Below are 24,201 nucleotides of genomic sequence, written 5' to 3'. Positions count from 1 at the left end.
TTGCCAAAAATGCAAAAATCTTGCATTTTATGTGGCGCGACGGGCGGGGCCTTCGACCCCCTGGAAGAGGCAAATCACCTTGGACTTTTCTGCAACTATGCGATGTCTCGTTCTATGCGCAGCCATTCTCGTGCTGCCCACCCAATTGCTTCATGCGCAAACACTATGGATGGAAGGAGCGGAAAATGGGACCGATTATTTGCGCGACGGCACCAGTCCGGCGTACGACTTGATTCAGTCAGACGTCGTAGCAAGTGGGCTCAAAGCTCTTCACCTCACCAATCCGGCGTTCGAATCCAACTGGTTCGAGATTGATCAGGAATTGAACGTACAGTCCGATACTAAACTGTACTTCTTAAGCAGATTGAGCTGGGCGACCGACAGCCAAGTTGCGCAAGTTCAAGTCTCCACAAACGGGGGAGCGTCTTGGCCGACGACCGTCTACTCTCAAGCTGGTGATTGGACAGAAGGCGAGGGTTCATTCGGATTGCGACAAGTCGATTTGGGTAGCTATTCCGGCCAAGACGTGAAGCTGCGATTCCTCTATGAGTACACGGGAGGAAGTGCTTACACGAACACGGAGACGGCGGTCGGATGGCGAGTCGATGAGATTCAGGTTGGATCACAGTTCCAGAAGGTGCAGTATACCGTCGGCAATCCCTCAGCCGAGGAACAACTCTATCTGGAGTACATCAATCGCTCGCGTGCGGATGCGCTGGCCGAAGCTCTGCGACTCGCCAGCGAGGCCGATGATGACATTGTTGCTGCGTATGCACAAGGCGGCATCAACACACAGCACATCATCGATCAGTTTGAAACTTCAGTGAATGACGGATATCTGCAGCGGATAGCGCAACCTCTCTCCTTCAATCAGAAGCTGCAACAAGCTGCCAACTTGCACACCGAGGACATGTACCTCAACGAGTTTCAAGGGCACGAGAACTCAGCGAATCCTCCGGCGCCATTAGTGCCTAATGGGACGCTTTCCACCCGTTTGGCGACAGTTGGGTATGTGGGCGGTGCCGCGGAGAACGTTTTTGCTTATGCCGAATCCGTGGCCCACGGGCATGCAGCATTCGATGTTGATTGGGGCGACGCAGTGAACCCCGACGTGGGTTACTACAACCCCGAGTTTATTGGGCAAGGCATGCAGAACGGCGCCGGTCATCGAGCCAACATCCACAATGATACATTCAAAGAGATTGGCATTGGTGTATTAGATATGGTTGATGGCGAAGCAGAGGTTGGTCCTCAAATAGTCACTCAAGATTTTGGAAACCCTGGCAATGTGGCATTCGTGACGGGTGTTGTCTACGAAGACATCAATGGGAACAACTTCTATGATTTGGGAGAGGGCCGCTCGGGCGTGAGAGTCGATGTTGCTGAATCTCCTTACTTCGCGATCAGCACGGAGTCTGGCGCTTACTCCATCCCCATGAGCGAGGACGGCTTCTACTCGGTGGAATTCACCGGAGCTGGGTTTGACTCCTACACTGCCCCCGTAGAGATCATTGCAAGCAGGAGCTTCAAGGTCGATTACATCATCCCCGTCCTGCCAGGGGACTACGATCGCGATGGGCTAGTCGACGAGAGCGACTACCAGCTGTGGAAGCAAACGGTCGGTTCGGTGACCGATCTAGCCGCTGACGGCAATGGCGATCTTGTGGTCAATTTGGCCGACTACACCGTTTGGAGAAACAACCTGGGGAGCGGAAACCAGGGAGGTTTCGCCCCGGCCACTGTCCCCGAACCTCGGTTCTGCTGGGCTCTTGGGGTCTTTGCACTCGTTCTCGGGCCTCGCGTGCGGAAAACCGAGTGAGCACGCCGCATTCCAGAGAGCTCCCCCGCATGAAAATCCAGCCCTCCTGGCACATTTGCCACTATGCAAGCTTGTAAGTTCTGACCATAATGTAGCTGCTGTTGGGGGGAAGGCAGAGTATCGGGGAATTTAAATGGCCTTCCAAAGAGTCTGGAGTTCGGCAATGGTGTGCCGTGCATCGTGGGCATGTTGTTTGCTCATTGCGAGTGTATGTACAAGCGCAAGCGCATCCATTCAAACTGGCGATCTCGTCAGCATTGGGAATGGGCCGGGTTCACCCGGTGGTATCTTCTACCTGAAGGATAGTTCGGGTACCAAAGTCACTGACACTTTCTGTGTTCAGTTGGAAGAGTTTATCAACTTCAACAGCCAGTACACGGTTGTTGATGCTTACGCCACGAGCACGCTGGGTAAGGGCAGCAAGCCGCTCACCTCGTTTGCAGCCTGGTTGTACGATCGCTATCTGAATGGCGTTGAAGGTTCGGGACCGGCGCTTCCGAGTTTTGATTTCTCTAATGCGTATGGCCAAACCAGCAACAGCGCTGCCAACTTCCAAGCAAATGAACTGCAACTCGCAATCTGGGTAGCGATGGGCTATACCCCGTCGGAGATCGGCGGCGAGGTCGGAGGGTGGTACGACATGTACGATGGAAAAGTCGCCGGCTGGGAGTCAGCGTACTTGAGCGATGTGAACAACAGCCTGTGGAGTGGCACGGGGGACGTCTACATCTTGAACCTCCAGAGAAGCGATAACGGCAGAAATGCCCAAGATCAGTTGATCCGGCATCCCATGTTGCCCGTGCCCGAAGCTGGCAGCCTTCTTGTATGGCTTACCGTGGCTGGCACCTGCATGGCTCTGGTGTGGCGTAAATCAATGGCCTGATCGGCATAATTCGCGTGAGGTCTATCTCCAGCAGTCCGCACCTCCGCCTAAATTCTGCTGGGCTCGCCGGCCTAGCCGATTTTCCGTATCACAGTGGTTCTTAAGCACCGAACTTCTTATCCTAAAGGTGCGACATAGGCTGGCTGCCCCTCTTCACCGGTGGTCAATGCGCCGGTGTAGATTTCGGGAGGCAGATATCCAACTATAATGGGCAAGGCTCAACTTGAACCAATTTCCCTGTGGGATTGGCCCCTAACACGAGAAGCCTGGATGGGTGCTCGTGCAACGCAGTAGAGGATCGTGGGTTTTGCCTTCATCGCTCTCCATTCTGATTCCAACCTTGCACCGTCGAGAATCTCTCCTCACAACATTGGAGCTTCTCGCTGCAGGCTCCGCGGAGGGAAATGTCGAGATAGTTGTCATCGACAATGCGCCGCAGCCTGAGATTCGCGAGGAGGACATCGCACCTTATGGACGGAAGGTCATTCGCGTGCTGCATGCCCCGACTCCTGGTAAGGGGCACGCCCTTAACCTTGCCGTGGCAAACAGTCAGGGCGATGTGATTGCGGTACTCGACGACGATATGTCTCCTGCACCTGGATGGATCGATGCGGTGATTGACGCGGTCGATCAGCGTCCTAATTTCGATATTTTCTCAGGGCGATCCTACCTAATCTGGCCGGATGGACTGGAAAGACCAGCTTGGACGTATCATCCATACGCTACCGGTATGGCTTTTTCGGTTTTCGATCCGGGGGACCAACGCGACCGGGAGATGGGCCAGGGTGTCCTGCGGTTCCCAAGTGGAAACCACTATTGGTTTCGGCGGCGGGTCCTGCAGAGCGTGCCTGTGTTTCCAAACATCTGGGCCGTGGATGCCTGTTTTGTCTCGGCGGCCCGGACACTTGGGCACCGCGGAGTATTTGTTCCCGAAGTGAACTGTGGACATCGCATTCAGTCGGGTTTGGTCGATGTACACAGATTCTTGAAGCGGGCTCATGATCGAGGTTTTGTGGGCGCGTGGATCGATCGTGGGATGGACCGCCTACAGGGCCACCCGTCACCGTCATGGCTTAGTACGTTGTCCCGCTCAGCGAAAGCCGTCGCCTATCGGGGTATGATCCACGCGACGGATCTCTATGCATATGTGTTGCCCGAGGAGAAAGCTGTACCGATGCGTGCTTTGGCACGTCTCAGGAGCGGCAAATGTGAGGGATTGCTGGGTCCTAGCCCCCTAGACGACTGGCTGTCGCGGTGGTCGTAGGCGCACGATTCGTGCCCTCAATCCCCTAAGGTGGTCCCCGCAGCCTTTGGTTGCGGGCGTCGAGCGCAAACGCTCAGAAATACAGGAATTTTCCTTGATATGCGGCTTTCCCTATTTTATACTCCCCTCAATCAGCGCGCGTAACCCATCGCCATCTCTGAGTTCGCATTATTGTCTGTCCGGGGGGATTCTGATGAATTGCCGCTATCTACTTTCTGTGATTGTCGTCGGCTGTTGCCTAGTTCAAACCTCTGAAGCCTCGATAAAGGTTTGGAGCGTCACCAGTACTGCGGTTAATGCGTATGGACCTGGCCCCACCCCCGCGCCGCATGGACTGTGGACCAATGACTTCATGGGCGGCACGGGCTACTTGAACTACTTCGATATCCAGCCGGGGACGACCCTAACGCAATACATGGATGGGACGGCCAAGCTAAGTGGCACCGCTAAGAACCTAGCCGATACACCAGTTACTGCCACCCTCGACTTGACTCTGGGTGGTTTCCAAACTGCATTAGCAAATCCCAGCCAGTATAAGGCCGGTGGTGGGCCCTACGACCCTACCAACCAAGATTTCTACTCCACGCTCTCTGGCACCATCACCTTCGACGACGGAAAGGGAACCGTGACCATCCAATCGGTGATCCCGGGTACGTTCTTCCAGATGGGCCTTGGAGCGAACGATAAGAATGGTGACTTCGGTGCGTCGGCATGGATTATCCCGGAGTATAGCAACGGAACACCCTTTCCGAATTCAAGGCACTGGGACCTGAACCTCAACTTGTCTCCGGTGCCCGAAGCTTCCAGCATTTTTGCTTGGACGATGGTACTCGGAGGAATCGGCCTGATCGTCTACCGGCAGCAGGTACGTGGAAAGTCGGCTGCTTAAACTCGGTCGCGTCGAACGAGCACGCTTCACCAAATGCGTCGAAGCGTGATTACTGCGAAACCGAGCAGGACTAGCGAGTACGCGTTTGGCTCGGGAACGGCCAGTGATGTCGCCTTGATGGCGGCTACAGCGCCGAAGTTGTTCTTCCAGACAAGGTAATCAGCCTCGTCGATGACGTTCATGCTGGTTCCCGAGTCGTCGCCATTGGCGGCCAGGTTCGTCGTGGAGCCGAGCGAGTTCCGCCAAACGGTGTAGTCGGCCAGGTTCACGACTCCGTCGGAGTTGTAGTCGCCAGTGCTGACCGGCTCTTCCACGAGCGTCAGGTCGCCCACCTCAAAGTCGATCGCCGACTGGCTGCCCAGCAGCAGGGTGCGCTGAAAGCTGTTCTCGAGGTCGTAGGCATAGAAGTCGTCCTCCGCGCCGCCGGCCACGTCGAGCCCGATCAATGACTCTGCACCATTGAATCCAATGACCGCTCCCGCCAGCAGCGGCGGTGAGCCCGTCGATGCCTCGTTCTGCGTGTCGCTGAATCGCTCGGTTAGTGCACCTGTGGAGATATCTACGTCGAACACTGCCGTGCCATGCACCAACAGCACTTGGCCGGAGAAGTCCACCGCGAGGTCGACTGCTCGGACCATGTCGAAGTTGCTGCCGTCGAGCGACAGACCGACCGATTGAAGTTCAATCCCTGTTTGTGGCGAGAACTCCACAAGTTCGTCTGATAGTACATCCACCGCCCAAAGACGTTCGTTGTCGTCGAACGCTGCCCCTCGAATCTCTCGACCAAACAGCGGAGGCGACAGGACCGTAGCAGTCGCACTCTGCTCGTCCACTCGGACAAGCCGCGAGCCACCCCCTGTCCCTCCAGAGAAAGCCCGTATCCCGTAGGTGGGCGACGCTGCGATCGCATCGTAGTCGCCACCGACTCCGCCGTCCTGAAGTTGGCCCAAAGATTGGTAGGACGATCCGTCCACCGCCAACCGGAACAGTTCGGTTGGTAGATACTCGCCCGACATCGAGTCATGGGGCGCAGCAACCCCCAACAGATAGGCAGCAGTCGCAGGCGGCGCCCACATGAGCAAAACGGCGACACAGAGGTAGTATTTCATCGAATGCCAATCGTGGTCGGCGTGCCGCGGGGCCAGCGTCTCAAGGGCAGGGGAGGGGGGTGCCCGGATGTTCCTGGATCAAGCCTCCATGGTACTCAGAATGGCTCCATTTGTCGACTGTTTTGCCGGATCCTCGCACATCGATTCGGCTACCGCTGACGCCAATCTGACACACTACCCGAAGCAGTTCGGGCAGGTAGCACCACTGTTGGCTAGACATGCCTTACGGTGACTGCGGTAGCTCCGATACTGACTGTGCCCTGGGCCGCACTCACGGGAATCCTGACAAATTTGCCACTAGTATCGAGATGGTGTGCGCGGTTCGCGAACCCGTGCTTGTCGACCATGGTGATCGCCGGTTCAACTCAACCGAAGTCGCTATACTCACGTCAATTCTGTGAGCCACAAGAGTCGTAGCCCCAAATGCAAGGCGCAACGTGAGAACATCGGAGCAAAATTTCTTGACATAGCGAGTCCATCTATGTAGGTTACCGACTAGTTCTAATGGGGGGCGAGTCGCCTCATAATTCGAAATCCAAGGGGTGACTTGTGTTGGATCGCGTTACCATTTGAAGAACTCTCTGCCTTTGGGCAACCTGCACGGGTCCTTCTTCTCGGCTTGGTATGCCGCGTCCATTTGGGTCGACCTGCAGCTACCACCACTGACAATGATTGGCTGGTTTCTTCGCAACAGAGCCGTAGCTCTGTTACGGCGCTATTGCGTCGTGTCGGCGTTTAGTATTGCTCCGCTTGCTTCTGGCTTGTGTCAGGGGCAAACGCTATTCATACCACTAGGCGATGCCCCGGGGGGGATTACGCAATCTCGAGGCAACGACATCTCTGCCGATGGATCGATCGTCGTCGGCTGGGGTATCGATGATGTGAGTGGTCAGACCCCCACGCAATGGAATCAAGTGCTTGGAATGCGAGCGTTAGGCGATGCCAGCACAACCTCGCTCTATGGGCGGGCATACGGGGTGTCGAGCGATGGATCTGTCGTCGTTGGTGAAGTGACACCCTCAGGCGGAGTAACGACTATGTTCCGCTGGACCACCACTGGTGGATACGAACTCTTGGGAGCCTTGCCTGGGAGTAACGCGTTCCAATCAGTGGCCTACGGCGTTTCCAACGATGGCACAAAAGTCGTTGGGTATTCGCAACACCCATCCGGAGGAACAGCGCCCGTTGTGTGGACTGCTGCGACAGGGGTTACTGAAGTTAGCAGTTCCCTACTTGGAAACTACGCAAATGCAATTTCGGGCGATGGATCCACAATTGTCGGGAGCACGGCCGGAAATGGGGAAAATGCAGCATTCGTTTGGGATGATACAACTGGCGTTACAATACTTCCCGCCGGTTCGCCACCACTAGTCGAGTTTACAGCAAATGCAGTATCGGATGACGGAGAAGTGGTAGGTGGTTATTACCTCAACCCATTTACCTACGATGTTGAAGGGTTTCGCTGGAGCGAAGCCAATGGAATGGAGGTGCTCACCCCGATTTCAGCCAATGCCTCGGCGGTGGTACGGGGCGTTTCTGGCAATGGAGCGATCCTCCTCGGCGAAAGCAACTCGATTGCGACAATTTGGACAGATGTAAACAGCCCCGCAACCGTCGCATCGATGCTGGGTGCCGGAGTACCGGCTAACTGGACTATGCGATACGTCACCGCATCTTCCTTTGATGGCTCAATTATTACCGGACGAGGAGCTCTATCGGGCACCGATCAAGGTTGGCTCGCCGACCTCGGTGGCACCGACCGCTCCTTCACCTCGCCAACGGGCGGACTCTTCGCCGACACCCCCAATTGGGGCTCGGCAATCGTTCCTACCAGCGATGAATTCGCCGTGTTCTACAGTGCGGGCAACTACACCGTTAGTTTCGACCAGAACGCGACAAACCAGCGAGCAACTTTCAGGAACGGCATCGTCACGCTCGACCTCGATGGCCACAACTATCATCTCGCCCGTGGCATCAGTAGTGTCGATGTCAAATCGGCTGCCAACGTCACCGTCACCGATGGCACGCTCTCGGGACGCGTCATGATGATCTCCGACGATGGCACCGGCGGCACCGTTCGCGTCGAGCCAACCGGCGTCCTTGATTTCGATATCGGCATTCGCGTTGAAAGCGGTGGCACGCTGCAAGTCAATGGTGGCGAGGTGAACGCCGAAGCACTCAATATCGATGAAGGACAGTTTTCGTTCAACGATGGTGTCGTCCGTGTGGGAAGCGGTGGGTTTCTAACATCCACGGGCATTCTTTCGATAGACGGCCTAGACGGCTCCGATGCAGATGACGTCGGACCTACACTAGTGCTACAAGCGGGACACTCGAATCTGACCAGCGTTGCACTTGGAACGAGCCAATCCGGCATTCTTCGCACCACCTCAGGTGCTTCGTTGAATGCGGGCGTTATCACGATTGGTGATGCGGGGGCCTCCCCAGCGACGTCAGCTCGGTTGATTGTCGAATCGGACTCCAAAGTGGAAACCAACGTATTGAGTTTCGGTGATCATCCCAACGCTGAGATGCTGCTCGACGGAGGCCAACTAGCAGCCGGCAATATTCAGTACCAAAACGGCAATCAAAATGGACTCAACTGGCAATCTGGCGATCTTGAACTCACTGGAAATCAGGTTTATCGCATCAACGGCTTGGAAGCGGGCATACTACCTGGTACGACAAGTCTTTCTACGGATCAACGCCTTTTCGTCAGATCCGGAAGCGGCGGACAATTTCAAGTCACGGGCGGAGGCAAGTTTCATCTTTCCGACGGCGCCGTCGCCGCCTTTGGGTCATCGCCTGCCGCATTCGAAGAACCCGGATTCTCGCCGTTCACCGATTTTCAAACGAGCTTTTCGGGTGAGTATTTCCACATATTTGGTTGGGATCTCGAAACCTCCGAGGTCACGGTCAGCGGCCCATCGACAGGTTTGTATGTTTCGCAGGTTCTCTTTATCGGCTACGGCGATTCTGAACTCCTGGTATCCGATGGTGCCGAGGTCGTTGCTCACGTCGCATCGCTCGACTCCGGAAGCAGCGTGCGTATCGAAAGTGGTGCGCGTGCGAGGTTTGACGGAGGGATTTTGATTGCCGACTCCGACGGCTCACTCGCAGTCTCTGGGACCAGCACAAACGTCAGCGCGGGATCGGCGAATGTTTCTGGACTCGTTTCCATCGGAGACGGTGCGACTCTCTCAATTGCCGGAACACTGCAACTACAAGCTACGAACAATGCACAACTCACAATCGATGGTGTGAATTCGGTTGTCGAAACTGGAGCATTAACGGTTGCCGATCCATCACAGATCACTTGGAATAGCGGGACGCTTCGTGTTGCCGGCTCGGACATTCGAGTTGGCTCATCAAATGGCGTGCTTCCCTCCGACTTGACGCTTGCCGGTGGCAAGACTCTCGAGGTGACCGGCATTGCTCTGGATGACATCACGATTGGATTTCGGGAGCTGGTAACCACAACGGTCTCCACAGGAGGAAGACTGACTACCGGAGGTGTCGCGTTGGGAGTAAGCGGCTCGGTCCGCGGAGACGGCACTCTGATCGTCGAAGGACCCGATGCAATCGTAACGATTTCGGAGCAACTCACTGTAGGCAAGAACGGGCTGGGAGAAGCAATTGTCCGGAATCAGGGACTACTGAACACAACGGGATCGGTGATCGTTGGGGAACAAGCTGTTTCGCTTGGGCAATTTGAACCCAACCCGACACAAACAATCGAAGTTGAAGGAGCTGGATCACGTTGGACTCACTCGGGCAACGTATACCTCGGAGGTACAGCTTCCCAACTTGGCCAGCAATCCTCCTTGCAGATCGGCAGGTTTAACAATGGGATCATCGACGGTACCGACGGCGAGGTCGACATCAGCGGTACGCTGACGGTCCTGCCGACGGATTCGACGCGTGCCCACCTCAATGGTGGCACTCTCCGAGTTGGCCGTCTATCTTTGTTCAACCCGGGCGATCTGAGCTGGAACTCCGGATCGCTGCAAGTCACGAATGGGTATCTCGAGATCAATGCCTTCAATGTTCCGCCAAACACCACCGGTGGCGTCTACGTAGGTGCCCAGGCGATTGGTGAAACGCTTGTTGTCGACAGCACCAAAAGTCTTTCGGTTGCCGGCCAACCGATGGCGCTGCGAGTTGGCGAGAACGGGTTCGGTAGACTCGACGTCATCTCAGACGGACTGGTCGACGCCGCTGGGATGCGGGTAGCTAGTAATGGGAACAACGGCGTTGTCTTCGTAGAAACGAGTGGACAACTATTGGTGAACGGGAACCTCCACCTCGGCGACGATGGCATCGGTGAGCTGACGGTCCGGTCCGCGGGCGCTGTAGACGTCAGCGGCGATGTTGAGGTCGGCCGCAATGCCGCGGCCACGAATTCGCTAATGGTAATCGACGGTATTGGCAGCTCACTCACGGCAGCCGGAGCCATGACCATTGGAGGAACGTCGGCCGGTGTTGGTGGTGTTTCCCAGGTCGATGTTATCAACGGAGCAACGCTCGATGTCGCCGGCGACCTGCGGATTGAAGACGGCAGTGGATTACGACTGGAAGCAGCAACGCTCAACATGAATTCACTCTCCGGTGAGCCAGGATCGCTCAACTTCATTTCGGGCAATATTTACATTGCGACCGATGCCGTCTTCGATTCCGTCAGCCCACTTGCGAATGGTGAAGTCTACACTCTGGGACGCGGTCGTTCGATTGCCCTCGATGGAACGGCAACGCTCACAACTTCACTCGTTATCAACGGTGGCTCATTCCTTGCCGATCGTGTCATCGGTAATCATCTGGTCAGCCTGCAGGGAGGACGTTATGGCTCGACCGGAGATCTGGAGGTCGGCTCATCGAGTGATCACACCATGGGAATCGTCGATCTCGTCGCTGGCCAGACACTTGTCGCCCTGGGGCAGATGACTGTCGCGAGCGACGGTCAACTCACACTCTTCGGTGGGGCTACCGCATCAAATGACCTAGTCGTCGATGGATTACTGCGAGTCGAGGGCAATGCGTCGCGGCTTACTAGCGACACGGCCACCAATTTTGGGGAGATCCAGCTAGCATCATCAACGGGACTGTTTCAAGTTAACACGTTCAGCAACCAAGGCACCATCGTAGGTTCGGGCCGCATTGGTGGCGATGTAACCAATGAAGCATCGGGCGAGATTTACGCCGAGTCGCTCGAACGGATCGTCTTTACCGGGGCATCGACCAACAACCAAGGGTTGGTGGAACTACTCGGGGGAACCATCGACGTTCGCGGCACCCTCACCAATGAAGCGGTCGGAGTGATCCGCGGCCGGGGCGTGTTGCGCACTCAAGACGGACTCACCAACTCGGGCCAACTGCAAATTTCGGGCGAGTACACCGATGTGTTTGGCGATGTTGATAATGCTGCTAGTGGGAGCGTCATCGTCACCGGCGGTGCTACTGCAACGTTCTACGACGACGTCATTCACAACGGCAGCCTGTTCCGCGTTAGCAGCGGATCAAGTGCTGTTTTCTTCGGCGATGTCACCGGGAGCGGTACCTTCAGTGGCACTGGCACAACTTATTTCGAAGGCACCGTCGCCCCTGGTAATAGCCCCGGCAAGATGACATTTGAAGGAGACCTCGCTTTCGGCTATGGAAGCGAGCTTGTAATTGAGATTACTGGCAACGCGGCCGGCGAATTCGACATCCTGGAGGTTTTGGGGACGGCCACGCTCGATGGAGTGCTGACTATCGATTTTCTCGATGGCTTCCGCCCAAGTGTCGGTGACCAATTCGACGTGCTGCGACTGGGCACCAGCCAGGGTCAATTCCGCGAAGTCCGTTTCGCGGACGACTACACGGTTCGCCAAAGTTGGTCCGGTCAAGGCTTGTCACTGACGGTGATGTCGGTGCCGGAGCCTGGCACTCTGTGCTTGGTACTTATATCCGGCGGACTTGGATGTTTTGCTCTCCAACGTCGACGAATTTAATGCTAAGGAACTCCTTCGCATCGCAGCCCGTCGTCGCACTTTTATCTACAAGAGTCAACGGTGAAGTTCTTCCGAACGAAGCAAACAAACGACCGCTCGCGTTGGCTTAGTATGGAGTTGCTGGAGCCGCGGGAGATGCTTACCGTTCTCCCCCATTTGGAGAACCCAAACGCAGGTGATGCCCCGTATGATTTAGATGAGGGCCAAGCCGTCGTTCTATTTGTGAACGGCTTTGGTGGTGGATCAGTAAATTCGTCTGATGTGCCAGAGATCTATGATCTCGTTCGGGAGAGGAATGCACTTTATCATTTTGCGGATTGGAATGATTTAAACCGGGACAGCAATCCATTTTTTGGCACCGACACTACCGCCGTCAGAGAACTCAGAGACGTGATCAACAGCGTGCCGGAGAATTCTGATGTGGTGTTGATTGGCCATAGCTTTGGCGCGGACACGATCTTGAATGCACTCCGTGCCGGTGGAGCTATAAACAGAAGAATTGATGTTCTAGCAGTGTTTGATCCGGTAGCAGCGGGGGGGGTTCGAATCCCCTACACGGTTGGCGACGCAGAAATTGATTATCTATACCATCGATATCAGCAAAATGCACCCTTTCCCAATAATTTTTTTCTCACCGCCAATGTAGTTGGCTCCAACATAGGTGTAAACGATCAATCATCCGCTAACTTTTCAAAACGTGCCGACGGCAGCAAGGTGCGTGAAGGCGGCACTTTATCGCAGCTCCTAAAGATCAACCGTCGCACATTGCATGGCAATCTGCCGAACGATGAGTTTCTGCGCAATCGTCTGCGGGACATCATCGATGTGGAGGTGAATTTTGCAGGGCCAGTTATTCAGACGTACGTCGATACGCTTGGGGCTCGGACTGTAGGGAGTAATCCTCTGATCGGACAAACTGTTGCGATCGACTTCTCAAGAAGTAGCGATCTCGACGGGGATGAGCTATTCCACTCAATCGAGCAATTGCCCGGAGCGCCTAGACAAGCATCAATCGTACAAAGTGGAGAGCGTTTTCTCATAAGCGTTCCAGATACTGCTGGTAGTTTTGGTAATTATTCGTTTCGAGTTACCGTGAGCGATGGACGCAGCATCGATTCAGCCATCGAGCAAATCACGTTTGCAACATTTCCACCGGAGATTACAGTCACTGGACCGACCAGCGGACTGGTAGGACAACCGTTGTCATTTACTTTTGATACTGGTGGTACCCTGCTGTACGATGGCGGAGGTGGTTCCGGGCTTAATGACGGAACGCCAACCAACTACACGGTCAAGGTAGATTTTGACGATGGGAGAATTGACTATCTCACGGCGTCCTATATCAATCAGCCTTGGTTTGCTGGAGTACCACCGCGCGTGCATGCCTATGAGGCTCCAGGTAGTTTTGATTTGGAAGCGACCGTTCGCAATGAAGACCTCGAGCCGGATGTGGACGATATACAGCTATCTATTGCAGCTTCTGGCCTCCAACCGGACCGCGAAAACGGAGGACGAACGCAACTATTCGTCGGAGCGACGAGCGGCAACGACAACTACATTGTCCGCGCGAACGCCAGTGGTGGTATCGCAGTGCAACTGAACGGCGTTGAAGTAGTTAACCAACAGCCGACAGGCAGCGTGCGGCTCTCTCCGCGCGGCGGCAACAATACCATCACCATCATGCCCGACGCCTACGATGCCCTTCCACCTGGAGGGTTGATCATCGACTCGAGCGAAGATGGCAACGATACGGTAACGCTGGCGCCAACTTCCGTCGGCGAGGTCGTGTTCGCTGGACACTCGACCGAAAAGTTTGCACTACTGCCAGATGTCGCGCTCGGCACGCGCAGGACTGCGATAGTGGTGGACGGGGTACCGATTCAGGTTGAGACCGGCGACGACGGAGCCACCCTAATTGATGGCCTAGATGCTGATCGCCGCACACTGCTGCTACAGGACGGCTCCGACGATTACTTCGACGCGGGTCTCGGAGCAACACTCTCCGCGGGTGCGTCGACAACAGACGGCTGGCTCACATTCAGTTCCTCCCAGCTCGCGTCCCGACCGGAGTTTAATGACTACTCGTTTGTCGCACCTTTACTGGAGCTTATAATTCGAGGTGAACGATTTGACAACGAAATTACGATCGAAGCGCTCGATGACAACATTGTTGCATCCATGTACGTGGATGGCGGCGATGGAAATGACCAGATCGATGCTAGTTTGCTGGAATCGGTCATTACCATTATTGGTGGCGATGGCAACGATGTGATTCTTGGTGGACAGGTGAACGACCTGCTGGTGGGTGGTGAAGGCGACGATCACATCGATGGTCTTGCCGGAGACGACACCATCGAATCGGGAGGCGGAACTAATGTGCTTTTGGGGGGAGATGGCAGTGATTTCTTCGATTCGCGCGGGACTGGTGACACCATCGATGGTGGCGCGGGAACCGACGGTGTTATCGTCGAAGTCGAGTTCGATGCAGTTGTCACCCCCGCCCAAATCGAAGCCGCCGAAACACACTACATTGCGAGCATCGAAGCGGTTGTTCTGGAAGGCAATTATCGCAGCAACAACTTCGATACAACTCAATTTGTTGGTCAAGTCGCTATTGTTGGCGGCGAGGGCAACGACACAATTCTACTGGGTGAAATAACGGGACCGTCACTCGTTGATGGTGGCGGAGGGCAAGATGCCATTAGCGTAAGCGGCGGAGGTCTGATTCAACTGCACGACGACTCTGTTGTCGTTGACGGCGGCCCGAGAGTGACACTTGATAATGTGGAACGCGCTGACCTAACTGGAGGCGATTTCGACAATCAGTTTGAAGTCATCGGTTGGGCGCACGAGGCCCGCATAGCAGGTGGTGGCGGAACAGACACCATCGTCGCGCACTCACCTCAGCCCGGTTTCACACTACTCATCGAAAATCAAGTTAACGGCATCGACTCGCTTGCTATCGGCGGAATCGAATCGAGTGACACGGCCCAACTTCAAGACAACTCGCTGGCTGGAATCGGCTGGTCTGTGGAGTGGCTGTCTCCCATTGACGAAATCGAGATTCAAGCATTGAGCCAAGTGGTTGTCGGTGGCAATTCACCGTCGGCCACCTACCAGATCGCGAACTCTCAAAGTCTATCCATAGTCGGGGACGCGATGTTCGACGGAGACGTCTTTGAAGTTGCTGGTGCCTTCGACTCGAACTCATTCACAAACAATGGCGAGTTCATGCTCGGGTCGGGTGCCGTTGTGACAGCGGCGGCTCTTATAAACTCAGGGGTTGTGATCGCCGATGGGGTCATCGCAGCACGGCTCGAGAACCAAGAGACTGGCGAATTGATCGTAACCGCGGCGGCCGAGGTCGAGATTACGGCCGACTCGAGTTTCAATCGCGGTCGCATCAATGTCGTTGGTGGTTCGCTGATCGCAAATGAGCTTGTCAACGAGGCGGGGGGGACGATAGCGGGCTATGGAAGCTTCGAATTCCTTACCGGGCTCACGAGCTATGGGCGTCTCCTGCTAAGCGGCTCCAACTCGTTGCTGGCCGGTCCGGTAATACTAGAAGCTGGTTCGTATCTTTCATCAGCGGGGCAAGCGGCTGTTGAGTTCTCTGAGATTACACTTCAACCGGGCGCCACCGTTCGCCTCAGTGCCGATTCGCCGACGGTCATTACTGGTCGCATAGAGGGGGCAGGGACGATCGACAACCAAGCGCCCGTAGAAGTACTAGGTGTTATCGCGCCCTCAGGTATCGATGGGAACATTCAATTTACTGGTAGCCTAGCGCTCGACACAAATTCCAAAGTGTTGATAGAGATCGCTGACCCGACTGCTCAGCAACTCCAGAAGATCTCTGTAGGAGGCCAAATTAAGCTCGGCGGCGAACTAGCAGTGACGCTGCCAGTCGATTACATGCCACAGACAGGCGAAGCATTATTAATAGTGACTTTTGCTACCTATGACGGCGATTTCAGCAGTATCACTGGGGTTCAAACAGGCAGCGGACCGGCCTTCGCTGGCGTTCTTTCGGCAACGGCATACTCGCTGGTCGCAATCGACGACGACACAGATGGAATCGCCGACCTAGTTGAAGATCAGGCACCCAACAACGGTGATGGCAACTTCGATGGCATAGCCGATAGCTTGCAGGCACATGTTACTTCACTTCCCAATTCTGTGGATGGCAGCTATATCACACTTATTGCCGATCCGACCACGCTGCTCACGAGCGTTACCGCTGCGAATAATCCTTCCCCAGGCGATGCACCTCCCGTTGATTTTCCAATCGGCTTCTTGAATTTTGAACTTCAGGACCTCGCCTTTGGGGAAAGCAGTAGCGTTGAGATACTGATTCATGGTGAAGAATCCTTCTCGTCGTATTACAAGTATGGACCAACGCCTTCGAATACTAATCCTCACTGGTACGAGTTCATATACGATGGCACAACGGGAGCAGAGATTCTATCCGACCGAATTGTCCTTCACTTTGTCGATGGCCAAAGGGGGGACGGAGACCTCCTCGCCAATGGACAGATCCTCGATCCTGGTGCACCGATTGTCATGCCGCCTCCACGTGGTGACTTCAATTCGGACGGCGTTGTCAACTTGGCAGACTATACCATCTGGCGGAACAACCTAGGCGCCCCCACGGAAGATCCCATCTCGAATCACGGAAACGGTGTAGACGGTGTCGATGCGGGAGACTATCAGGTATGGAAAGACAATTTTGGCAATACGTACTCCCTCCCTGTCGCAGTGGCTATCCCTCCAGCTGTTTCAGCAATAGCAGCAGTGGCTTCGGAACCGGAAGCAAGTAACAACATCAATAGCAGCACGGCCATTCGTGCGATCGAGGCAGCTCTCGGAACTTATCCCTCACCGGAAACTCGCCTGGCAGTTCCACCTTCTGAGAGCGTGGTGCCAATCACGGAAACGGGCGATTTTGATGACAAACAAACGCTACTTCTATCACTAAGCGAGCACGACAAGAACAAGGACGATTCACCGTCACTGATCCAAAGTCGTGAGGGCTATGAGTCCTCTTCACAGGTCGCCAACGCACATCTCAAATCACTGCTCGACTCCGTATTCGATGATTGGCAGTAAGTCTCCCTTTCCAGAAATCGGGCATAAGGTCCACTCCTACTCGGCGAGCCCGGCTATCTACTATCAGTGATGTCATCAAGGTCAAATATATGGACAGAACCCGCTTTTCCTCTCTTCTTACGCCTACAAAGCTTCACCATCCAGTGATCTCTGCAAGCGTATCTGCTTCCTAGTACCCCGTAGAGCCAAGCAACCGATAGGAGGTAGACACTACCCTGGGTTAGTTTGATCCCATGCCCTTGAGAATCTGGAAGCAGACTTCAGACGCTATAGAATACCTCGCGCGGAACCTTGCGGAGAGATTTAACGAGCCAACGCCTCCCGCATGGCTGATTCGGCAAACAGCTACTATTGCATCGTGGGCCGTAAATCCTTGAGCTAGAGTTTCGCCCCCGAACGGTGAGCTCACAGGACCTGTTGCCTACCCACCTGCTTGAAGCTATGTAGCAGCATCCAGAATCTTACGAAACACAACTGCGAGTCACGTGGCTTAATCCTATGGCACTACTTCTGCAGCGCGCAGGTACCGCTGGACTGTTCGTCGTGACACTCCTAGCGCAGTGGCGACCTCCTCGTCTTTCAAGCCTTTTTTCCGCAATTCCAAGGCCCGAACGGGCTTGGCTTTGGTCGTGCCTGCTTGACGACCTTTGTAGACCCCTCTCGCCTTGGCCGCGGCGATACCGGCAGATTGCCGTTCTCTGCGCATCTCTTGCTCCATCTCCGCAACAGCAAAGAGCACAGATGCAATAAGCTGCCCAGCTGCGCCATTGAAATCCAACTGCTGGGTCACACTGACAACGCGAATTCCTCGCTGACACCAATCCACAAGTGTGTTGATTCCGTCGACCAGCGAACGTGAGATTCGATCGAGCTTGTAGACGATCACCGTCTTCACATCTCCAGCGAATACGGCCGTCTGTAGTCGCTCGAACTCTGGGCGCCTAAGACTCTCACCAGTCTTCTTGTCGACGTACCACACGGCGTCTGAGAGCCTGTGAGAGGCCATCCAGCGCTCGATCTCAGCCCGCTGACTCGCAGCCTTCTGCGAGGTGGTAGAAACGCGTACGTAGACGGCAATTTTGGAGGCTGCCTTAGCTTGTTTCTTCGACTTCATCAGGTCGTCCAATGAGTGAAATGGCGGTGCCACTAAGAGTATACACTTTATGGCATGGATTTTCAGACCCGATTTTGGAAGTTTTTGACAGGTTTTTGCGACCGAATCAACATCCTATCCTATTTGGCACACCTAGGTGGATCGATCTGCAAGGCCTGGCCCACCAAAGTGAATCCGGGGAAATTCGGATTCACGCGCTCTGCCAGGCGCGCAATTACACTGCGGGTATTTTTGGAACTCTGGTATCCGCAAGGATCATCATTACAGAAAGTCTAGATGTTTGGTGTTAGCTTGCGCGACCCCCACTTGTAGGAGGGCTACCCGCGGTGATCGAGTCGTGACCGCGACCTCCAGAGCCATTGAAAGACCAAGCCATTCCTTGGGGCACTGCGAGCCACCGGATGTACGCACCGCTGATGGTTGCCCTGGAACGGCAAGATGTCCTTGGCTTACGTCCGGGAGCATCTGAGTCGGACGGTGCCCGCCTTGCATACTTGTCGCCCGATGACGCGGATTTGAGCTCTGGGAACTTAATGCTTCGTAACTCAAGGTGGCGCAGGGGGTTAAGGTTTTGGAATGTGGAACGGCTACTCGTGGCGCGTACAATACATTGGAGCCAGCTGCATGGTTTGCCGCGATGCTCCCACTACCTCGCTCCTTCGAAAGCCTCAGAATGGCAACGCAGCATGAGCGAGGCGAAGCTGCACACCTAACCAGATAGATGTGATCGGCGACGTTCACACTGTCACATCGAGAATCAGTGAGATGCATCTCAAATTGAGATATCGTGAATAGGCCTTTGGGAGACTACGCGAGACTGGCAGTCCCTTCGAGTTCTGCAGTACCGTAGGAAGATATTGGACGATAGCGGCGATGTCTACGAGCATGAAGCTTGGTTGAGACACATCAGCGATCTGGTTCTGCAAGCGAGCAACGCTGTACACAAACGGCTCTGCTGGTCTGGCTGGGGAACCTTGCTGAGGGGTCTAGTAGAGAATCAGCAAGCAAATATCCAACATCTTTACACGTGCGAAAGAGTACATGCTGAGTAGGAGAGACTCAGCCGAGGGTTAACGAGACCCAAAATAAGGAATGCCGGGAGCTGGCAGGTGTGGTGAGCCACAGGAATCAGAACTCACCAAAAGATCGCTGCTTTTCGCAGCCGTACGTCCTCTAGGATGAGAAATTTTTGCAATCTAGAGATACTCTCTTTTTTTTTGCGGATTTCCTCGTCCTAGGGGCACGTACGCGCTGACAGAAAGAAGTTGGTAATAGATATATCTTCGTTTATCTATGTACTGATTAACTGTGCAGCCGCAAGTGTCGGAGTTCGAAGAAATCGACGACCGAAGCGGCTGCTGCACTGTTACGTAGCAGTAGTTCTTCAGCTGTATATAGTTAAACCTCGAATCTGTTTTGTTTGAGGTAAGCTGGAAGGTATGTCTCGATCGCGAGAAGCGAAAACTCCTACAAAATCAAGGGATTCTAATGCCTGTTGATTCAGAATCAAGGTAGAATTGTCAATTCCTAATCTACATCTACGTAACAATTGCGAAACGACTGTCGGCCCGACCTGCCGCTTTTGGGAGCGGCGGTCGGCCGGGCCTCCTTTGGGTGAGATGATGTCGAAGATAAAGCTGAGTGACCTAAACAAAGTCGCAGGTAATCACTTTGGCGCCAACAGCGCGCAGCGGAGCTTTATCAAACATTGAGTTTGAGTCTCACCCACGTGATGCTCAACTTGCTGAGCCAGGGATAAGCCTTGGCCATGTTGGCCAGTGTATTCTGAGCTAACGGTCTCAGCAGCAACGCAGAGCAGTTAACTTAACCGCCTCAGATCAGTGTTCCATAGTTACTTTTGTGGGAAGTGCTGCGGGGAACGGTATAATACTATGTGGACTCTTGTTGCCTACCTTTGGCAACGATCCCACACCGTCGACCAATGATGGTCGACTCATGATAAGACTTGCGACTGCTGCTTGAACAGGGAATTGAGAGGAGTGGAAGCTTCTAATCCAGCCAATCTAGCATTGGCTGTCAGGGATTATTGGGGAAGGACTACCAATTACCGCTTGCCTCGAAGCTGCGCAGCGTGTTTGCAATCTGCGTCGCCAGAAGCTGAAATGGGACCAGAACGTCTACGAACAACTGGTAAATACTTATGTCTGAATCCAATGTTTCCTCCGCTGCCTCAGCGATTTTGGCAGATGTCCAACGGGTAGCCGAACTCTGTAGCTGCAGTCCTTCCACCATTCGCCGTCTAGCTGATGCCGGCAGAATGCCGAGTCCCATCAGGATTGGGGCGCTCGTCCGTTGGAAGCTGAGAACTGGCGATCCAAGCTCCGGCATACTTGACTGGCTAGACGCTGGAGCACCGACCTTGCGCAGGGGGTAACGTATGAGCCAGAAGGAAGCCTATCGAACGTCCACAATCGAACTACAAACGGCCTCAACCTTTGTCCCCGTCCCCAGCAGTTCCTTGCTACCGTGAGTTTGCTTGATATGGTACCTGCAAGCAACGACGGACCAACCAAAATCTCAGAACACCGTTCTTAATAAAGCAGGTGGTACTATGCCAAGAGTTTACAAACAATCCTACACCAAACCCCTCCCCAAAGACGCCGAAGTCTTCACTCGCGACGGACAAGAGTTTGTGATGTGGAAGCCCAGGAACGGTCGAGCTAAGACCGTACCCGTTACGCGGGATGCCAAAGGCCAACCTCGCATTCGGCTCGAATCTAGCAAGTACATGGCCGAGTACCGGGACGGGCAGGGGATTAAGCGCCAGGTGGCGACCGGATGCCGGGACAAGGTGGCTGCCAATGCGGTGCTGAGCGACTTGCTCAAGCAGGCTGAGCGAGTCAAAAGCAACTTGATTAGCGCCGACGATGCGATGGCGATGGAGCATCAGCATTCGGAGCTGACCGAAGTGATGCAGAGCTACCTGGAGCACTTGCGCGCCAAAGGGCGTTCGGCGCAGCACATTAGCGATTGCCAGCGACTAACAAAACGTGCATTTGAGGAGTGCAAGTTTGTCGAACTCCGAGACATTGCCGGCGAGGCGCTGGAACGTTGGCTGACCAAACTCACGGACCAAAACCTATCGCCGCGCACGCGCAACAGTTACCTTCAGGCCGTTGGTGGCTTCTGCCGTTGGTGTGTTGCTTCAGGGCGACTGACCAGCGACCCTACCAAACGGATCGGCAAACTGAACGAAGCGGCCGATCGACGGAAGCAGCGTCGCTCGCTCACCGCCGACGAACTCGGCCGTTTGTTGTACGTCACCCGGTGGCGTCCGCTGGCTGAGCGTGGGCGGGAACCAACGAAGGTGCCCAATCCTAAGGGCCGCAAGACTTGGAAGCTCAAGCCGCTTGAGGTCGACGATCTTCCCGCGGCGGTTGAAAGGGCCCGAGTCAAGCTTGGCGACAATCCCGAGTTCATCGCCGATCTAGACCGGCTGGGTCGCGAGCGGGCGTTGATCTACAAGACGCTAGTGCTCACTGGGTTACGCCGGGGAGAACTTGCTTCGCTGACGGTTGGCTCGGTGGTGCTCGACACGCAGATGCCTCACCTCGTGTTGGAGGCGGGCAACGCGAAGAATCAGCGGCGGGCTGAGCTGCCACTGCGATCGGACCTGGCCTCTGAGCTCACCGCGTGGGTTGCTGAACGCAGAGAGCAACTAGCAAGTGCTGGTGAAGCGGCTACGGGCGAGCGGGTTGCCAATGCTCTGTTCCCCCAGGCCGCGACGCTTCAGGCGAAGCTATTCGACCGCGACCTGGCCGTCGCTGGGATCGACAAGTGCGACGACCGGGGGCGGACACTCGATGTACACGCTTTGCGACATACGTACGGAACGTTGTTGTCGGCTGGCGGGGTCGCTCCACGGACCGCCCAGGCGGCGATGAGGCACAGTACGATCGACCTGACGATGAACGTCTACACCGATCCAAGGGCGCTCGACGTGGCTGCTGCTCTGGACTCGCTGCCCGAGCTGCCATTGGACGCACCGCCAGCAGAAGAGTCTTCCCAGACCTCCCAATCTGACATCGATCAGGCCCCTTCGCACTCAGCTCTTACCGCAGACCTTACTGTCAAGCCTGACAAAAGGTGCAAATCGGTGGCAAACAGTGATAATTGGGTAATTGGCGAAGACTGCGAAGAATCACGAAAAAACCCCGAGAAAACCAGTGTTTCTCGGGGTTTTGGGGAGAGGCGTCGCCCGGATTCGAACCGGGGATGTCGGATTTGCAATCCGATGCCTTAGCCACTTGGCTACGACGCCACGTCTGTCGCTCGCGGTCACCCATGGCTACAACCGGAGGGCGACTTTGATTGTATCGGACGGAGTAACCGTCACCTTTGACAAAAATTACGCAATCCAGTCGCCCAGGTCAACCCCTGCACGAAGGCGCAATTTCGCTCAAACACCTTGCAGGACAACGACTTAGCCCCACAGGTTCGCTTCCACAGGGGGCGATTGCGGGTGACGGGCGGGCTGCGGGCCGTTTTGCAGTTTGGCAATTTAGGACACCCCGCGGGGCCGTGGGTCAAGCTGGAGCGAGCTGCTTCACGATCTTGGCTTACGGTCTTCGATTCCTGCCAAACTACCTGAGGCGTTTGCGATGATTGGAATGAGGGAACTCGTACGGCGAATGGGATTGCGGCCGACGCTATCGGCCGTGGAGCTCGAGCAGCGCGTCCGCTGGCTGGCGGAGGCCAGTTTGCCCACGGTCCGGGCGCGGGTCGGCGAACAGATGGTGGCCATGCAGCTCAGCGAGGCCCGCGGCTACGTCAGGGCGCGTGCCCGGCGGGCGGTCACGGTGCAGGCGCGGCACTCGGCGTTTGCCACCGAGTTGCATGCATCGCGGGCGATGGAGTTCGTCGTGCGACGTGCCATCGAACAAGTGACGCTGCGACTGACAAGAGAGTTAATGACGCAAACCGCCCCCGCAACCATGCGTCGAGCCGCGTAGCACCGCACCGCCACGCGCTGCGCAATCTACCTACAAAAAAAGCCCAGGCGAAGCATACTCCGCCTGGGCTTTTTCGTTATTACTCATTCTGCTGAGTTGATTACTCAGCAGGGGCGGCATCGCCTTCGCCAGTATCGGCGGCCGGAGGATCGGCCGGTGTTTCAGGCTTCTTCTCTTCCTTGCTGCAGCCGACGGTGTAGCCGACCAATGTCAGCATCATCAGAAACATGCCAAACTTCTTCATCGTTCAGTTCTCCTATCAGAAGGATCGATCCCCGATACGGGGCCCCCGGGATCGGGGTCTAATGGTCAAGTTCGGTCAGCGCCAAGCACCGACCGATCCGGCAGCTTCGTCGAGTGCTGGCTTGACCTACTATCGTGTTCGCTCGTCGTGCATCCAATCTTGGACCGCCTGGGCCAGATCGGGCGAAACAACGTTCAAGTCCAGTTCGACACAGCTACTATAGTAGCAGCCGCAAAGCCGGGGGGAAACGCCCTCAGGGCGTGCTTTTTGCCTACTTATCTTGCCTAACCGGCAAGGCCCGGCCCGATGGAATGCGGATCGTAACGGCTGGTGGACGAAACTCAGGAACGGGCCGCTGTTTGGCCGAATCTGGCTGTAGTTGCCCGATTTGTCCGGCAACATGACCTCCGAGTCCCCTAAACTGCGAGACCGACCAGTATGAATATCCTCGCCCGCTCCTTCGCCCTGTTGATCGTCAGCCTGGCCGCGGTCCCCGCCGCCGCCCAGCAGTTTGGCAACGAAGTCGCCGCCGAAACCGAAGTGACCGAAGAGTCGTCGAGCTGGTACGGCGAAACGTCGCCGCAGGCGATTACGCCGCGGATGATCATTCAGCAGAAGGCTCAGATGCGGGCTTATCAGCGGATGGCTCGCATGGAGTCGATGAAGTGGTACGGCATGAGTGCCTCGCGCCCGCTGGCCAACGCGGTGCCGTTCTCCGGCGTGCCGAGCCCCCGCTACCAGATGCCCGGTGGTCGCCCGTTCGCGTGGTATCCGTACCCGTCGAGCACGGTGGTCATCACGCGGTAGCGT

The 24,201-nt window shown here is 55.5% G+C and carries 11 protein-coding genes, 1 tRNA gene and 1 pseudogene; 9 read left to right on the top strand and 4 right to left on the bottom strand.

The window, feature by feature from the left end:
* Positions 1-97 precede the first annotated feature (97 nt).
* From ACQK2L_RS16470 to ACQK2L_RS16455, 4 genes are all read left to right on the top strand, one after another.
* Complete coding sequence (locus ACQK2L_RS16470) at positions 98-1,819, top strand: CAP domain-containing protein (RefSeq protein WP_425398121.1); 1,722 nt, start codon at positions 98-100, stop codon at positions 1,817-1,819.
* 343 nt (positions 1,820-2,162) lie between these two features.
* Entirely contained in the window at positions 2,163-2,702 is a 540-nt protein-coding gene (locus tag ACQK2L_RS16465; RefSeq protein WP_425398120.1) for a hypothetical protein, read from the top strand.
* Positions 2,703-3,009: 307 nt separating this feature from the next.
* Positions 3,010-3,966, top strand: a complete 957-nt coding sequence (locus ACQK2L_RS16460; protein WP_425398119.1) for a glycosyltransferase family A protein — start codon at positions 3,010-3,012, stop codon at positions 3,964-3,966.
* A 193-nt stretch (positions 3,967-4,159) separates the two neighbouring features.
* Complete coding sequence (locus tag ACQK2L_RS16455) at positions 4,160-4,855, top strand: hypothetical protein (protein WP_425398118.1); 696 nt, start codon at positions 4,160-4,162, stop codon at positions 4,853-4,855.
* Positions 4,856-4,881: 26 nt separating this feature from the next.
* Here the strand turns inward: ACQK2L_RS16455 and ACQK2L_RS16450 are convergent, their stop codons facing one another.
* Positions 4,882-5,964 (bottom strand): hypothetical protein, encoded by a 1,083-nt coding sequence (locus ACQK2L_RS16450; protein WP_425398117.1) that lies wholly within the window; start codon positions 5,962-5,964, stop codon positions 4,882-4,884.
* Positions 5,965-7,373: 1,409 nt separating this feature from the next.
* Here ACQK2L_RS16450 and ACQK2L_RS16445 point away from each other — a divergent pair.
* Together ACQK2L_RS16445 and ACQK2L_RS16440 are read left to right on the top strand one after the other, a co-directional pair.
* Complete coding sequence (locus ACQK2L_RS16445; RefSeq protein WP_425398116.1) at positions 7,374-11,951, top strand: beta strand repeat-containing protein; 4,578 nt, start codon at positions 7,374-7,376, stop codon at positions 11,949-11,951.
* 60 nt (positions 11,952-12,011) lie between these two features.
* Positions 12,012-17,060 (top strand): choice-of-anchor U domain-containing protein, encoded by a 5,049-nt coding sequence (locus tag ACQK2L_RS16440; RefSeq protein WP_425398115.1) that lies wholly within the window; start codon positions 12,012-12,014, stop codon positions 17,058-17,060.
* A gap of 496 nt (positions 17,061-17,556) precedes the next feature.
* On the opposite strand, the gene ACQK2L_RS16435 is transcribed toward ACQK2L_RS16440, so the two are convergent.
* A complete protein-coding gene (locus tag ACQK2L_RS16435; RefSeq protein ID WP_425398114.1) occupies positions 17,557-18,186 on the bottom strand; it encodes a recombinase family protein in 630 nt (209 codons plus the stop codon).
* A gap of 2,560 nt (positions 18,187-20,746) precedes the next feature.
* On the opposite strand from ACQK2L_RS16435, the pseudogene ACQK2L_RS16430 reads away from it, so the two are divergent.
* Positions 20,747-22,111, top strand: a pseudogene (locus ACQK2L_RS16430) (tyrosine-type recombinase/integrase); the annotation flags it as partial.
* 273 nt (positions 22,112-22,384) lie between these two features.
* On the opposite strand, the gene ACQK2L_RS16425 reads toward ACQK2L_RS16430, so the two are convergent.
* Positions 22,385-22,456 (bottom strand) — tRNA-Cys (locus ACQK2L_RS16425).
* A 340-nt stretch (positions 22,457-22,796) separates the two neighbouring features.
* Here ACQK2L_RS16425 and ACQK2L_RS16420 point away from each other — a divergent pair.
* Complete coding sequence (locus ACQK2L_RS16420) at positions 22,797-23,147, top strand: hypothetical protein (RefSeq protein WP_425398113.1); 351 nt, start codon at positions 22,797-22,799, stop codon at positions 23,145-23,147.
* A 100-nt stretch (positions 23,148-23,247) separates the two neighbouring features.
* Here the strand turns inward: ACQK2L_RS16420 and ACQK2L_RS16415 are convergent, their stop codons facing one another.
* Positions 23,248-23,391 carry a hypothetical protein gene (locus tag ACQK2L_RS16415; RefSeq protein ID WP_425398112.1) on the bottom strand — a complete coding sequence of 48 codons (144 nt, stop codon included), beginning with the start codon at positions 23,389-23,391 and terminating at the stop codon, positions 23,248-23,250.
* Positions 23,392-23,829: 438 nt separating this feature from the next.
* On the opposite strand from ACQK2L_RS16415, the gene ACQK2L_RS16410 reads away from it, so the two are divergent.
* Complete coding sequence (locus ACQK2L_RS16410) at positions 23,830-24,198, top strand: hypothetical protein (RefSeq protein ID WP_425398111.1); 369 nt, start codon at positions 23,830-23,832, stop codon at positions 24,196-24,198.
* The last annotated feature ends 3 nt before the right edge of the window (positions 24,199-24,201 follow it).

Source organism: Aeoliella sp. (assembly GCF_965227375.1).
Taxonomy (GTDB): domain Bacteria; phylum Planctomycetota; class Planctomycetia; order Pirellulales; family Lacipirellulaceae; genus Aeoliella.
This window is presented reverse-complemented; position numbering and strand designations above follow the sequence as displayed.